The following is a 14588-nucleotide window of genomic DNA, read 5'->3' on the forward strand; positions in this document are numbered from 1 at the left end:
CCCCGCCGCGCCGCCCCACCGCCCCCCCCCCCCCCCCCCCCGCCCCGCCGGGCCCCCCCCCCCCCCGCGCCCCCCCCCCCCCTGCCCGCACCCATCAGGAGGGTCCGTGAAGGTCGCCGTCTCCGGCGCGTCCGGGATGATCGGCAGCGCCCTGCTGCCCGCGCTGCGAGCGGACGGCCACGAGGTGGTCCAGCTGGTGCGCCGCACCCCTCGGACCGCCGACGAGCACCGGTGGGACCCGCAGCACCGGCGCATCGACCCCGGCGTCCTCCGCGACGTCGACGCGGTCGTCAACCTCTCCGGCGTGGGGGTGGGTGACCGGCGCTGGAGCGAGCGGCACAAGCAGGCGGTGCTCAGCAGCCGGGTGGACAGCACCGCCACGCTGAGCGAGGCGCTGGCCGAGGCCGCCACCGCCGACCCCGACCGGCCCCGGGTGCTGCTGAACGGCTCCGCGGTCGGCTGGTACGGCGACACGGGCGACCGCGTGGTCGACGAGTCCGACCCGCCCGGGGACGACTTCCTGGCCCGCGTCTGCGTGGCCTGGGAGGGGGCGACCGCCCCCGCCGCCGACGCCGGGGTGCGCGTGACCACCCTCCGCACCGGGCTGGTGCTCGGCCGCGGCGGCCTCCTCGCGCGGATGCTGCCGATCTTCCGCGCCGGCCTGGGCGGGCGGCTGGGCTCCGGGCGGCAGTACGTCCCCTGGATCAGCCAGGCCGACGAGGTCGCCGCCATCCGCTTCCTGCTCACCCACCCGGTCGCCGGCCCGGTGAACCTCTGCGGCCCGGAGCCCGTCACCAACGCGGAGTTCACCGCGGCGCTGGGCCGGGTGCTGCACCGGCCCACGGCGCTGCCGGTGCCCGGCCCGGCGCTGTGGGTGGTGCTCGGCGAGTTCGCCCAGGTCGGCGTCCTGGCCGGCCAGCGGGCGGTGCCCCTCGCGCTCACCGAGGCCGGGTTCCGGTTCACCCACACGGACGTCGACGCCGCCGTGCGGGCCGCGGTCGCCCGGGACTGAGCCTCCGAGGCCGGGGTCAGGCCACGCGCTCCGCGCGGTCGATCCGCCAGCCCTCCGGTGTGCGGACGAGGACCATCCGCACCTGGGCCTCGCCCCGGCCGGGGACCGTCCGCACCGCCGGGCCGCCCGGGTCGTCGGCGGGCACCACGCGGTAGCCCGGCCAGCGGTCGGTGAGCAGCAGCTCGGCCCGGTCGGCCGACGCCTCGACGACGGCGACGTCCACCACCTCCGGGGCGAACCCGCTGAGCGCCTCCCCCGCCCCGGCCAGGCCACGCGCGTGCTCCTCGTCCGCCGCCAGGAGAGGGCTGCCCGGCAGATGGACGGAGCGCAGCCGGTCCGGCGCACCGCTGAGCCCCTCGGCACGCCGGGCGTAGAGCTCGGCCACCAGCGCCCGCCACCCCTCCGGGGACGTGGGCGCCGCGGCCCCACCGGCCGACGGGGCCGGGGGGACGGCCGCCGCTCCCGGAGGCGGGGTCGGCGTCGCGGTCGGAGCGGGGGTGCCGGACCCGGTCGGCGTCGCGGCGGCGGCCGGGCCCGGCGCCTCGGCGCCACCCCAGCGCGCGCCCAGCCAGGCGGTGACCGCGAGCGTCGCCACCACCAGCGCGGTGACGAGCAGCCCGCGGGCCACGCGAGCCGAGCCGGCCGCGGCACGCACCGACCACCGCCGCCGCGCCGGCGGCGCCACCTCCGCCGGGCCGGGTCCAGGGCGTCGCCCCGGCACCACGTGCGTCAGGGCGGCCGGCCCGTCCGGGCGGCCGTGGCCGCCCGGGGAGGCGGTGCTCAGCGCCACGGGCTCCGCTCGGCAGGCGTGCCGCAGGTCGAGGGCGAACTCCGCCGCGGTGCCGCGCTCGTGCGGGTCGGCCGCCAGCCCGCGCGCGATCACCTCGACCAGCCGCGGCGGCGCGCCCGGGGCGAGCTCCGCCAGATCCGGGAGGTGACCGGCGGCGGCCACCGCGAGCGTGCCGGTGGGGGTGGCGGCGTTCCACGGGGCGATGCCGGTCAGGGCGTGGAACGCGGCGGCGGCGACGCCGAAGACGTCCGAGGCGGGACCGGGGGCGCCACCCCGGGCCACCGCCGGGTCGACGTAGGCCGGGGTCACCTCCGCCGCCGCCGTCTCGCCCAGCACCCGGGCCACCCCGAGGTCGGTGAGCACCGGCCGCCCCTCGGCGGTGAAGACGATGTTCCCCGGAGCGAGGTCCCCGTGCACCACGCCGTGGTCGTGGGCGTGCGCCAGGGCCGCGGCGACCGGCGCGATCGCGGTGACGACCTCGCCGGGGCGCAGCCGGCCACGGCGGGCCAGCAGCGCGGCGAGGCTCCCGCCGGGAAGCAGCTCGAGCACCAGCGCGACCCGGGCGACCCCGCCCCGGCGCGGCTGGTGCACCACCTCGATCAGCCGGACCAGGTGCGGGTGGTCGAGCTCGCCCAGGAGCGCCGCCTCGCGCGCCTGACGGGCAGGGTCCCCGGCGACGAGCACCTTCACCGCCACCGGGTCGCCGCCCTCGCGCGGAACCGCCTGCCAGACCTCCCCCGACGCACCGCGGCCGAGCAGGTCCTGCAGGACGTAGCCCGGCACGGCCGGGGGCGGCGGTGAGCCCGGCGCGTCGGGCGGGGGGACGGGGATCGGCACGAGGGAGCACGCTAGGGGCACCCGGCCCGCCGGCGCTCCCGTCGTCCACAGGCCTGGGCCACGCGGACCTCCGGTGCCCGCTACCGTCGGGCGGTGTCCACGTCGCCACGGGCCGAGGTCCTCGTCGTCGGAGCCGGCCTGGCCGGGCTCACCGCCGCCACCCGGCTGGCCGCCGCCGGTCTGGACGTGCACGTCCTGGAGGCCGGGGACCACGCCGGCGGGCGGCTCGCGACCGAGCGCATCGACGGCTTCCTGGTCGACCGCGGCTTCCAGGTGTTCAACACCGGCTACCCGCGCGCGGCCGACCTCGACCTCGCCGCCCTGGATCTCGGGTGGTTCGAGCGTGGCGCGGTCATCCGCGTCGACGGGCGGGCGCACCGGGTGGTCGACCCCCGCCGGCAGCCGACCGCCGTCGTCGGCACGGCCGTGGCGCCGCTGGGCTCGGTCCGTGAGAAGGCGGCCCTGGTGGCCTACTCCCTGCGCGCCGGCTACTCCCCCGTCGACCGCCTGCTCCGCGCCCCGGAGACCACGGCGGAGGCGGCGCTGCGCGCGGCCGGCGTGGGGGACGCGGCGCTGGACCGCTTCCTCCGCCCGTTCCTCGCCGGTGTGCTGCTGGAGGATCAGCTCGCCACCTCCAGCCGCTACCTCGACCTGTTGTGGCGCAGCTTCGTCCGGGGGGCGACCGGCCTGCCCGCCGCGGGCATGCAGGCGATCGGCGAGCAGCTGGCCGGGCGTCTGGACGCCGGGCGGGTGCACCTGCGCACCGCGGTGCGGTCGGTCTCCCCCGGATCCGCGGCCACCGACGAGGGCACCTGGTCGGCCGACGCCGTCGTCGTCGCCACCGACCCGGCGACGGCGTCGCGGCTGCTGCCCGGCGTCGAGGCGGACGCGCCCCGGGAGGTGACCACCCACCTGCACGTGCTGCCCGGCTCGCCGTGGCCCACGCCGCTGATCGTCCTGGGGCAGCCGCGCGGCCGGCTGGTCAACACCGCCGTGGTCTCCGACGCCCAGCCCCGCTACAGCCCGGACGGCCGCGCACTGGTGGCCAGCTCCACCCTCGACCGCACCCGGGAGGAGGAGGTGCGCGGCGAGATCGCGGCCGCGCACGGCGTCGCCCCCTCGGACCTCGAGCACCTGACGTCGGTCACCGTGCCGGGCGCCCAGCCGGCCGCGCTCCCGCCCCTGCAGCTGCGCCGACCCGTCGACCTCGGGGACGGGCTGTTCGTGTGCGGGGACCACCGGGACACCCCGTCCATCCAGGGCGCGATGGCCAGCGGCGCCCGGGTGGCCCGCGCCGTGCTCCGCCGCCTGCGCCCGGCCGGAACGCGAGGAGCCGCCTGATGCCCGCGACCGCGCCGACGATCCTCGCCACCAGCATGGGTTTCGCCCCACGCGGCCGCGGCCCCGCCGACTGGCGGCCCGGACCGGTGTTCGACCTCGCCGTCGAGCTCGCCGGCGCCCCCGAGCGCCCGAGGCTCTGCTACCTGGGCACCGCCACCGGCGACGACCCGGCCCGCGTCGCCGCCGTCTACGGCGCCTTCGCCGGCAGCCGCGTCGAGGTCAGCCACCTCAGCCTCTTCCCGATGCCCACGGTGCCCGACCTGCGGGCGCACCTGCTCGCGCAGGACGTCGTGTGGGTCGGTGGCGGGAGCGTCGCCAACCTGCTGGCCGTCTGGCGGGTGCACGGGCTGGACGAGGTGTTCCGCGAGGCGTGGGAGGCCGGCGTCGTGCTCTCCGGCGTCTCGGCGGGATCGCTGTGCTGGCACGTGGGCGGCACCACCGACTCCTACGGCCCCGACCTCCGGCCGGTCACGAACGGGCTCGGGTTGATCCCGACCAGCAACGGCGTGCACCACGACTCCGAGGAGCAGCGGCGCCCGCTGTACCACCGGCTGGTCGCCGACGGCACGCTCCCCGGTGGGCACGCCACCGACGACGGCGCCGGGCTGGTCTACCGGGGCACCGCGCTGGTGGAGGCGGTCAGCGACCGCCCCGGCGCCGCCGCCTACCGGGTGGAGCGCGGCCCCGACGGGACGGCGGTGGAGACCCGGCTGACCCCGCGCCGCCTCGCGTGACCGGCCCCGTCCAGAGGCTCGTCGCGAGCGTGCGAGCCATGAGGAGGACGGGGTCCTTTCTATAGGCTGGCGGCCGTGAGCGAGCTGCGGATCATCCGGGCGGGCACCGTTCCCTACGAGGAGGCGTGGGCGCAGCAGCGCGAGCTGCACGCCCGGCGGGTCGCCGGCGAGGCTCCCGACACGCTCCTCCTGCTCGAGCACCCGCCGGTCTACACCGCCGGCAAGCGCACCGAGCCCCACGAGCGACCGTTCGACGGCACGCCGGTCATCGACGTGGACCGCGGCGGGAAGATCACCTGGCACGGCCCCGGCCAGCTGGTCGGCTACCCGATCGTCGCGCTGGCCGACCCGGTCGACGTGGTCGCCTACGTCCGGCGGCTGGAGGGCGCGCTGATCGAGGTGTGCGCCGGGTTCGGGCTGGAGACGGTCCGCGTGGAGGGCCGCAGCGGCGTCTGGGTGGCGGCGGACGGGGCTCGCCCCGAGCGCAAGGTGGCGGCGATCGGCGTCCGCGTCGCCCGGGGCGTGACGATGCACGGCTTCGCGCTCAACTGCGACCCCGACATGACCGCGTTCGCCAACATGATCCCGTGCGGCATCCCCGATGCGGGCGTCACCTCGCTGTCGGCCGAGCTGGGCCGGGACGTCACGACGGCCGAGGCGATCGCGCCGGTCGAGGAGGCGATGCGCGCCGTCCTCACCATCGGCGCGACGACGACCGCGGCACGCTAGCCCGTCCGCCGGGACCGCTCCCGCGGGAAATCTCAGCGCTAAGGTAGTCCTCCCGCCGGGAGGAGAACCGAGATGCCCAGGATCGAGCCGTTGCCGCGCGAGTCGCTGCCGGAGTACGAGGACACCTTCCGTGCCGTGGAGGCCGCGCTGGGGGTCCTGCCCAACAGCACGCTGACCATGGCCCGGCGGCCCGAGATCATGGAGGCGTTCGCCCGCCTCAATGCGGTGGTCATGGCCGAGGGCACGGTCGGAGGCGTGCTCAAGCAGTTGGTCGCGACCGTCGTCTCCGGTGCCGCCGGCTGCGCGTACTGCCAGGCGCACACCTCGCACGTGGCGCAGCAGCGGGGTGCCGACGCAGAAAAGCTGGCCGCGGTCTGGGACTTCGAGGCCAGCCCGCTCTTCACCGACGCCGAGCGGGCCGCCCTGCGCGTGGCCCGTGGCGCAGGCCTGACGCCGAACGCCGTGACCGACCAGGAGATGGCCGACCTGCGCCGGCACTTCGACGACGACCAGATCGTCGAGATCGTCGCGGTCATCGCCAACTTCGGCTTCCTCAACCGGTGGAACGACACCATGGCCACGCAGCTGGAGCGTTCGCCGCTGGCCTGGGCCACCGACCGCCTGCAGGACGCGGGGTGGGAGGCCGGCAAGCACGCCGGCTCCTGAGGACCCCGCCGGGCTGCGGTGCTGCCGCACCTCGGCCCGGCGCGGGTCCTCAGCCCAGCACGAAGTTGACCAGCCGGCCCGGGACGGCGACGACGCGGCGGATCGTCGCCCCGTCCAGGTAGCCGGCGATCTTCTCGTCCGCCCGCGCGGCCGCCTCGAGCGCGGCGGCGTCGGCGTCCGCGGGCACGGACACCTGCGACCGCACCTTGCCGTTGACCTGGACGGCGACCTGCACCGTGTCCTCGACCAGCCACCGCTCGTCGGCCACCGGGAAGGGCGTCCAGGCCGAGGACGAGTCGTGGCCCAGCCGCGACCACAGCTCCTCGGCCAGGTGCGGCGCCAGCGGGGCCACCATCAGCACCAGCGGCTCGGCGACCGAGCGCGGCACCGGCCGGTCGGCCCCGAAGGCCTGCGTGAGGTGGTTGGTCAGCTCGGTGATGCGGGCGATGGCGATGTTGAACCGCAGCGTGGCGTAGCCGTCGCGGACGCCGTCGATCGCCCGGTGCAGCGCCCGCAGCGTCTCCTCGGCCGGCTCGACGTCGGCGGCCCGGACCGCCCCGGTCCCCTCGTCGACGACGACCCGCCAGATGCGCTGCAGCAGGCGCTGGGAACCGACGACCGCCTTGGTCTCCCACGGCCGCGACTGCTCCAGCGGGCCGGTGGACATCTCGTAGACCCGGAAGGTGTCGGCACCGTAGGCGCCGATCATCTCGTCCGGCGTCACCATGTTCTTGAGGCTCTTGCCGATCTTCCCGTACTCGCGGTTGACCGGCTTGCCCTCGTAGAAGAACCGCCCGTCCTTCTCCTCGACGTCGGCCGCGGGCACGTAGAAGCCCCGCTCGTCGGTGTAGGCGTAGGCCGAGATGTAGCCCTGGTTGACCAGCCGCCGGAACGGCTCCTCGCTGGACACGTGGCCCAGGTCGAACAGCACCTTGTGCCAGAAGCGGGCGTACAGCAGGTGCAGCACCGCGTGCTCGACGCCGCCGACGTACAGGTCGACACCGCCGACGTCGCCGGGCTCGCGCGGGCCCATCCAGTACCGCTCCAGCTCCGGGTCGACCATCCGCTCGTCGTCACCCGGGTCCAGGTAGCGCAGGTAGTACCAGCAGGAGCCGGCCCAGTTGGGCATCGTGTTGGTCTCGCGGCGGTACTTCTTCGGCCCGTCGCCGAGGTCCAGCTCCACCGTCGTCCACTCCGACGCGCGCGACAGCGGCGGCTCCGGGGCGGAGTCGGCGTCGTCGTCGTCGAACGTCTTGGGCGAGTAGTCGTCGACCTCGGGCAGCAGCACCGGCAGCATCGACTCGGGGACGGCGACCGGGCGGTCGTCCTCGTCGTAGAGGATCGGGAACGGCTCGCCCCAGTAGCGCTGCCGGCTGAACAGCCAGTCGCGCAGCTTGTAGGTGGTGGTCGCCTCGCCGGAGCCCTTCTCCACCAGCCACGCGGTGATGCGCGCGATCGCCTCGGCCTTGTCCAGCCCGTCCAGCGAGATGTCGTCGTTCGCCGAGTTGATCATCCGGCCGGGGCCCGTGTACGCGCCGCTGTCGGCGTCGAAGCCCTCGGGCCGCTCGACGGTCGGCACGATCTCCAGGCCGAATTTCCGCGCGAACTCCCAGTCGCGCTGATCCTCCCCCGGCACGGCCATGATCGCGCCGGTGCCGTAGCCGGTGAGCACGTAGTCGGCGATGAACACCGGCAGCTCGCGGCCGTTCACCGGGTTGACCGCGGTGGCGCCCAGCCAGACGCCGGTCTTCTCGCGGCCGGCGTCCTGGCGGTCCAGCTCCGACCGGCGCGAGGCCTGCCGCTGGTACTCCCGCACCGCCTCTGCCGGGTTCGCCGCACCGCCGGTCCAGCGCGGGTCGGTGCCGTCGGGCCAGGCCGCGGCGGTCAGCGACCCGACCAGCGGGTGCTCGGGGGCCAGCACCATGTACGTGGCGCCGAACAGGGTGTCGGGCCGGGTGGTGAAGACCTCGATCGTCTCGGCCCCCGCGGCGAACCGGATCCGCGCGCCCGTCGAGCGGCCGATCCAGTTGCGCTGCATCAGCTTCAGCGAGTCCGGCCAGTCCAGCCGGTCCAGGTCGGCCAGCAGGCGGTCGGCGTAGGCGGTGATCCGCATCATCCACTGCTTCAGGGGGCGCCGGAAGACGGGGAAGTTGCCGCGCTCCGACCGGCCGTCGGGCGTGACCTCCTCGTTCGACAGCACGGTGCCCAGGCCCGGGCACCAGTTCACCGGCGCCTCGTGCAGGTAGGCGAGCCGGTGCGCGTCGACGACGGCACCCTTCTGCACCTCGTCCAGCTCGGCCCAGGGGCGGCCGGAGGGGTTGGTGCCCTCCGCCGGCTCGCGGGTGCCGGCCTCGAGCTCGGCGACCAACTCCTCGATCCGCCGCGCCCTGCCCGCCTCCGCGTCGAACCAGGAGCCGAAGATCTGCAGGAAGATCCACTGGGTCCACCTGTAGTAGCCCGGGTCGATCGTCGCGAAGGTGCGGCGCTGGTCGTGGTCGACGCCCAGCCGGCGCAGCTGGGCCGAGATCGCCGCGATGTTGGCCTCGGTGGTGATCCGCGGGTGCTGCCCGGTCTGGACGGCGTACTGCTCGGCGGGCAGGCCGAAGGCGTCGTAGCCCATGGGGTGCAGCACGTTGTCGCCGTTCATGCGGCGGAACCGGCTGGTGACGTCGGTGCCCAGGTAGCCCAGGGGGTGGCCGACGTGCAGCCCCGCCCCCGAGGGGTACGGGAACATGTCCATCGCGAAGAACTTGGGCCGGTCGGCGACCCGCTCGAAGCCCGCGCTCAGCCGGCCGACCGGGTTCGGCGTGTGGAAGGTGCCCTCGGACTCCCACCGGTCCTGCCAGGCCAGCTCGATCTGCTGGGCCAGCGCCGGGGTGTACCGGTGCGGCGGCACGCCGTCGCCCGTGGCCTCGGTGGCGGGGCTGTCGGTCTGGCTCATCGTCTCGTGCTCCCGGATCGTGGTGCGCGGTGCGGTACCGGTGGTGGGCAACAAAAAACCCCTCTCGCAGGAGGGGTCGCCGTGCTGTCCGAGGGGTCTCAGGTCAGCACGGCCGGCGAAGCAGGAGCCGCCCGGTCACACCCCCCAGCTTATCGCGGTGCGGCGCGGGCACCGCCCACGGGCGGCGGCGCCGGCCTCCCCCCATCGGGCCACAGCGGACGGTTTCGTCTCGACGTGCCTCCCCGCGGGGCCGATGACGGTCTCGTGCACCCCCTCGACGCGTCGGCCGGCCGTGACAGCCCACCCGCGACCGGTGGGCTGCTGCTCGCCTGCCTCGGAGCGCTGGCGGCCTACGCCCTCGGCGCGTTCGACCGCCCGTCCGGCACCACGGCCGCCGTCGTCCACGACCTCGTCCTCTACACCGCCGTCTACGTGCTGGGGGCGGCGGTCTGCCGGCGGGCCGCGCGGCGTCGCGGACCGGACCGGCTGATGTGGCAGGCGCTCGCCGTGGCCTTCGGGTGCACCGCGGCGAGCACCCTGCTCTACGTCCTCGTGCTCGTCCCCGTGCTCGGCGAGGTCCCGACCTGGCTGCGGGTGACCCTCTGGGCGCCGGCCTACCCGGCGATGGCGGTGGGCCTGGTCGGGCTGGTCCGGTCACGGGTCACCGCGATCCACCCGAGCATGTGGTTCGACGCGCTGACGGGGGCCTGCGGCGCGGTCGTCTTCGCCGTCACCCTGCTGCCCTCGATCGCGGTCGGCCCGGTCGACGGCCCGCTCGCGGTCGTGCAGCTGTACCCGGTCACCGACACCGTCCTGCTGGCCGCCGTGTCCGCGGTCTGCGCCGTCATGGGGATCCGCCGGGACTGGCCGATGGCCCTGATCGTGGCCGGGCTGCTGTGCACCCTCACCGCCGACGCGCTCTACGTGCAGCAGGCGCTGCTCGGCGACGTCACCCCGGCCGGCTCGCTCACCCTCGTCTGGCTGACGGGTGCGGCCTTCACCGCCGTGGCCGCCCACGTCGCCGGCCGCACCGCCCGCATCGAGCCGGCGCAGGCGGACCCGCTGGCGCGGCTGAGCTGGCGGGTGGCCTTCGTCCCCCTCGGCGCCGGCGTGATGAGCGTCGCGGTGCTGGTCTCCACGTGGGGTTCACCCGGTCTCGGCGTCGCCGGCTGGGCCGCCGTCACCTGCCTCCTGGCCCTCCTCGCGCGGACGGCGATGTCGGTGCAGGAGCTCCGCGGCCTGCACGAGATCCGCACCCAGGCACGCACCGACGAGCTGACCGGGCTGCCCAACCGGCGGGACCTGCTCGAGCGGGCGCGGACCGCGCTGCGACCGGGCACGAACCGGCCGGTCGCGCTGCTGCTGCTCGACCTGGACGGGTTCAAGGAGGTCAACGACAGCCTGGGGCACGCCGCCGGTGACGACCTGCTGCGCATGATCGGCCCCCGCCTGTGGCCGCACCTGGGCCCCGACGACCTGCTCGCCCGGCTGGGCGGGGACGAGTTCGCCGTCCTCCTGCCGGGCTGCGGTCTGGACGACGCGGTGGCCCGCGCGGACCTGCTGCGGGCCCGGGTGCTCGAGCCGTTCGTGGTGGACGGGGTCCGGCTGCACGTCGGCGTCAGCATCGGCATCGCCACCGGCCCGGTGCCCGCGGCCACGGTGACCGAGCTGCTGCGCTGCGCCGACGTGGCGATGTACGCGGCGAAGAACGCCCGCGAGGGCGTGCGCAGCTACGTCCCCGACCCGGCGAGCGGCTCGGGCGACCGGCTCCGCACGATGGAGGACCTCCGCACCGCGCTCGACGAGGGGCAGCTCGTGGTCCACCTGCAGCCGCAGGTCTCCCTCGACGGCGGGCACGTCGTCGGCGTCGAGGCGCTGGTGCGGTGGGAGCACCCCTCGCGCGGGCTGCTCTCCCCCGGCGTCGTGCTGCCCGCCGCGGAGCAGGCGGGCCTGATGCGGCCGCTGACCGACGCCGTCCTCGGCCTCGCGCTCGACGCCGCCGCCCGCTGGTGGCGCGACCGCCCCGTGCCGGTGTCGGTGAACCTCTCCGCCGCCAACGTCAGCGACCCGGACCTGCCCGCCCGCGTGTGCAGCCTGCTCCGGGCCCACGGCCTGCCGCCGCAGGCGCTCACCGTCGAACTCGTCGAGGACACCCTCATGGCCGATCCCGACCGGGGGCGCACCGTGCTGGGCGAGCTGCGGCGGCTGGGCATCCGCACCTCGATCGACGACTACGGCACCGGCTACAGCTCGCTGGCCTACCTGCGCCACCTGCCGGCCGACGAGCTGAAGCTGGATCGCAGCCTCACCTACGACGTGGGCCGCGACCACCGGGCGACGGCGATCGTCCGGCACACGGTGGCGCTCGCCCACGACCTGGGGCTCACCCTGGTCGCCGAGGGCGTGGAGGACGACCGGACGCGCGCGGTGCTCGCCTCGCTCGGCTGCGATGTCGCCCAGGGGTACGCGATCGCCCGGCCCATGCCGATCGACGACCTCCTCGCGTGGCTCGGGACGCCGGACCCCCGGCGGCCGGCGGTGCCGGCCCCGCGGGAACCGGTGGGCATGCGCTTCCCCCAGGCCCGCTGACCTCGGTCACACGCCGGCCGGGACCCGTACGGGGCGCGGGGTCCGGGCGGTCGCGGAGAGCGTGAGCCAGCGCGGGAGGGCCCGGCACGCCTGCGGCTCCCCGCTGAGCACCAGGTCCCCGGAGCGGAGCGCCTCGGACCACCCGACGTCGCCCCGCCACACCTCGGTGAGGGTCCGGAGCGCGGTCTCCACCGTCACCCGGACCGGGAACCCGGGGTCGACGTCGCAGACGTCGACCCCGTCGGTGGCGATCACCAGCCACCAGCGCCCCGACGTCGCCAGCTCCGGGAAGCAGAAGAAGATCACCGTGCGGCCGTCCGGCACCGCCTCGGTGTCGACGTTGCGGTGGATGTCCCAGAGCAGCAGGTGCGGGTCCAGGTCGGCGTCGCCCAGCTCGGGGATCCAGCGGATGCCCCAGCGGCCGAGCGCGTCCACGATCGGCTCCAGCTCCCGGCCGGACTCGGTGAGCCGGTAGGTGACCCGGTTGCCGTCCTCCCACCGCTCCACCACACCGGCGCGGACCAGCGTGTGCAGCCGCTTCGACAGCAGCGCCGGCGACATGCGGGGCAGGCCCCGGCGGAGGGCGTTGAAGTGCCGGCTGCCCAGCATGAGCTCGCGGACGACGAGGAGCGTCCACCGCTCGTCGAGGAGTTCCATGGCCTTGGCGACCGGGCAGAACTGGCCGTACTGCGAGGGCATGACGGGTCCCTCCCGACGTCCCCGTGCGGGATGAACGGTAGGACCGAGCACGGCTTCCCGGAAGGGCCGGAGGCCCGCGGTACAGACCGAGTACCGGGGCGGTTCAGATCCAGCACTGGAGCGGGCGTGCGGGACGGCGGGACGGTGACGGGGCCACCGACCCGTCCGCGAGGAGGACCCCATGACCACCACCGCCCCCGCCCCCACGGCCCCCGTCCCGAGCCCCGCGACCCCCACGCTGGCCGAGACCGCCCCCGCCGTCCTCTCGCTGATCGCCGGCTACGTCGGCCACCGCACCATGGCGATCGGACTGCGCGCCGGGCTGCTGGGCCGGCTCGCGGAACACCCGGGATCCACCGCCGACGAGCTCGCCGAAGCGCTGGACCTCGACGCCTTCTACGTCTCCGTCTGGTGCCGCGCCGCCGTGGGCGCCGGGATCCTCGAGCGCACGGGGTCCGGCTTCCGGCTGGCACCGCACATGGCCACGCTGCTGCTCGACACCGGTTCCCCGGCCTACGTCGGCGGCGTGTTCGGCGTCCTGGAGGCGCAGGAGGTCTTCGGGCGGTTCGAGCAGGCCTTCGCCACCGGCGAGCGCATGTGGTGGGAGGACACCAGCCCGGAGTGGATCGCCGCCGTCTCCGGGACCGGGACGCCCTTCTACACGAGGCTGGTCCCCGGTGGGCTCGACCGCGTGCCCGGCGTCGCCGACGCGCTGGCGGCGGGCTGCCGGGTCGTCGACACCGCCTGCGGCGCGGGGGTCGGCCTGGTGCGGCTGGCCAGCACCTACCCGGCCTGCACCGTCGTCGGGGTCGACGGCGACCGGCACTCGATCGACCTCGCGCGGGTCCGCCTGGACGCCGCCGGGCTCGGCGACCGTGTCGAACTGGTGCACAGCGCCCTCGAGGACATGGAGCTCGAGACGCCGGCGCGCGTCGTCGTCAACAACATCTCGATGCACGAGTGCCGCGACATCGACCGGGTGACCGAGAACGTGAAGGCCGCGCTCGAACCCGGGGGCTGGTTCGTCATCTCCGACTTCCCGTTCCCCGACACCGACGAGGGGCTGCGCAGCGTGCCCGGGCGGATCATGAGCGGCATCCAGTTCTTCGAGGCGCAGATCGACGACCAGCTGCTCCCCCGCAGCGCGTACGACGACCTGCTGACCCGCCACGGGTTCACCGACCTGGGCTCGGTCCAGCTGACCCCGATGCACGCGCTCACCTACGGCCGCCGCCCGTAGCCCGCGCCCGGTGGCGCCTCAGCCGAGCTGGGGCGCCACCTCGGCCGCCACGAGGTCCAGGTGGTCGAGGTCGGCGAGGTCCAGCACCTGCAGGTACACCCGCTGGGCACCGGCCTCGGCGTACCGGCCCAGGACGTCGACCGCCTCGGCCGGGGTGCCGGCGACGCCGTTCTCCCGCAGCTCCGCCACGTCGCGGCCGATGGCCGCGGCGCGGCGGGCGAGCTCGGACTCGTCGCGGCCGACGCAGAGGACCAGCGCCGAGCTCTGCACCAGGGACGACGGGTCGCGCCCGGCCTCCTCGCAGGCCTCGCGGACACCGGCGAACAGGCGGGCGTTCTCCGCGGCGGGCATGAAGGGCACGTTGAACTCGTGCGCGTACCGGGCGGCCAGCCGGGGCGTGCGCCGTGCGCCCCGACCCCCGACGAGGATCGGCACGCCGCCCTCCTGCACCGGCTTGGGCAGCGCCGGCGAGCCGGACAGCTGGTAGTGCCGCCCGTCGAAGTCGAAGGTCTCCCCCACCGGGGTGCCCCACAGCCCCGTGATGACGGCGAGCTGCTCCTCGTACCGGTCGAACCGCTCCCCCAGCGACGGGAAGGGGATGCCGTAGGCGGTGTGCTCGGCCTCGAACCAGCCCGAGCCGAGCCCGAGCTCCACCCGGCCACCGCTCATCGCGTCGACCTGCGCGACCGAGATCGCCAGCGGGCCGGGGAGCCGGAAGGTGCCCGCGGTCATCAGCGTGCCCAGCCGGATCCGGCTGGTCTCCCGGGCGAGACCGGCCAGCGTGATCCAGGCGTCCGTGGGCCCCGGGAGTCCGTCACCCCCCATGGTCAGGTAGTGGTCGGAACGGAAGAAGGCGTCGAAGCCGGTCTCCTCCGTGCGCCGGGCGACGGCCAGCAGGTCGTCGTACGTGGCGCCCATCTGCGGCTCGGTGAAGATGCGCAACTGCACCGCCGGACCGTAACCAGCTCCACGCCCGGTCGCGCATCCGGCTGCCGCTCGGGGTGTGTTTA

At 75.6% G+C, this 14588-nt stretch carries 11 protein-coding genes; 7 read left to right on the plus strand and 4 right to left on the minus strand.

What is annotated here, in order from left to right; translation table 11 throughout:
* Positions 1 to 106 precede the first annotated feature (106 nt).
* Positions 107 to 1012: a TIGR01777 family oxidoreductase gene (locus ACI79P_RS14930; RefSeq protein WP_456581838.1), complete on the plus strand. Its 906-nt coding sequence runs from the start codon at positions 107 to 109 to the stop codon at positions 1010 to 1012.
* Positions 1013 to 1028: 16 nt separating this feature from the next.
* On the opposite strand, the gene ACI79P_RS14935 is transcribed toward ACI79P_RS14930, so the two are convergent.
* The gene (locus ACI79P_RS14935; protein WP_456581839.1) at positions 1029 to 2639 is read right to left on the minus strand and encodes a protein kinase domain-containing protein; all 1611 of its coding nucleotides are present in this window, start codon (positions 2637 to 2639) and stop codon (positions 1029 to 1031) included.
* Positions 2640 to 2732: 93 nt separating this feature from the next.
* Between ACI79P_RS14935 and ACI79P_RS14940 the strand changes: the two genes are divergently transcribed.
* The 4 genes from ACI79P_RS14940 to ACI79P_RS14955 all read left to right on the plus strand — a co-directional run bounded on the left by ACI79P_RS14940 (position 2733) and on the right by ACI79P_RS14955 (position 6109).
* A complete protein-coding gene (locus ACI79P_RS14940) occupies positions 2733 to 3980 on the plus strand; it encodes an FAD-dependent oxidoreductase (RefSeq protein ID WP_456581840.1) in 1248 nt (415 codons plus the stop codon).
* On the plus strand, positions 3980 to 4714 hold the full coding sequence (locus tag ACI79P_RS14945) for a Type 1 glutamine amidotransferase-like domain-containing protein (RefSeq protein WP_456581841.1): 735 nt from the start codon (positions 3980 to 3982) through the stop codon (positions 4712 to 4714). Before ACI79P_RS14940 ends, ACI79P_RS14945 begins: the two co-directional genes overlap by 1 nt.
* A gap of 75 nt (positions 4715 to 4789) precedes the next feature.
* A complete protein-coding gene (gene lipB / locus ACI79P_RS14950) occupies positions 4790 to 5443 on the plus strand; it encodes a lipoyl(octanoyl) transferase LipB (protein ID WP_456581842.1) in 654 nt (217 codons plus the stop codon).
* 72 nt (positions 5444 to 5515) lie between these two features.
* Entirely contained in the window at positions 5516 to 6109 is a 594-nt protein-coding gene (locus ACI79P_RS14955; protein WP_456581843.1) for a carboxymuconolactone decarboxylase family protein, read from the plus strand.
* A gap of 49 nt (positions 6110 to 6158) precedes the next feature.
* Here the strand turns inward: ACI79P_RS14955 and leuS are convergent, their stop codons facing one another.
* A complete protein-coding gene (gene leuS / locus ACI79P_RS14960; RefSeq protein WP_456581844.1) occupies positions 6159 to 9101 on the minus strand; it encodes a leucine--tRNA ligase in 2943 nt (980 codons plus the stop codon).
* 213 nt (positions 9102 to 9314) lie between these two features.
* Between leuS and ACI79P_RS14965 the strand changes: the two genes are divergently transcribed.
* The gene (locus tag ACI79P_RS14965; RefSeq protein WP_456581845.1) at positions 9315 to 11639 is read left to right on the plus strand and encodes a putative bifunctional diguanylate cyclase/phosphodiesterase; all 2325 of its coding nucleotides are present in this window, start codon (positions 9315 to 9317) and stop codon (positions 11637 to 11639) included.
* A gap of 6 nt (positions 11640 to 11645) precedes the next feature.
* On the opposite strand, the gene ACI79P_RS14970 is transcribed toward ACI79P_RS14965, so the two are convergent.
* Positions 11646 to 12338, minus strand: a complete 693-nt coding sequence (locus ACI79P_RS14970; protein ID WP_456581846.1) for a winged helix-turn-helix transcriptional regulator — start codon at positions 12336 to 12338, stop codon at positions 11646 to 11648.
* A gap of 181 nt (positions 12339 to 12519) precedes the next feature.
* Between ACI79P_RS14970 and ACI79P_RS14975 the strand changes: the two genes are divergently transcribed.
* Positions 12520 to 13578, plus strand: a complete 1059-nt coding sequence (locus ACI79P_RS14975) for a class I SAM-dependent methyltransferase (protein ID WP_456581847.1) — start codon at positions 12520 to 12522, stop codon at positions 13576 to 13578.
* Positions 13579 to 13596: 18 nt separating this feature from the next.
* On the opposite strand, the gene ACI79P_RS14980 is transcribed toward ACI79P_RS14975, so the two are convergent.
* A complete protein-coding gene (locus ACI79P_RS14980; RefSeq protein WP_456581848.1) occupies positions 13597 to 14526 on the minus strand; it encodes an LLM class F420-dependent oxidoreductase in 930 nt (309 codons plus the stop codon).
* Positions 14527 to 14588: the final 62 nt, after the last annotated feature.

The sequence above is a fragment of the Blastococcus sp. SYSU DS0510 genome (assembly GCF_054050835.1).

What these genes read in the sequence shown, in the direction of transcription:
- ACI79P_RS14955 (WP_456581843.1), top strand. Translation starts at nt 5,516, where the DNA reads ATGCCCAGGATCGAGCCGTTGCCGCGCGAGTCGCTGCCGGAGTACGAG.
- ACI79P_RS14945 (WP_456581841.1), top strand. Translation starts at nt 3,980, where the DNA reads ATGCCCGCGACCGCGCCGACGATCCTCGCCACCAGCATGGGTTTCGCC.
- ACI79P_RS14975 (WP_456581847.1), top strand. Translation starts at nt 12,520, where the DNA reads ATGACCACCACCGCCCCCGCCCCCACGGCCCCCGTCCCGAGCCCCGCG.
- ACI79P_RS14970 (WP_456581846.1), bottom strand. Translation starts at nt 12,338, where the DNA reads ATGCCCTCGCAGTACGGCCAGTTCTGCCCGGTCGCCAAGGCCATGGAA.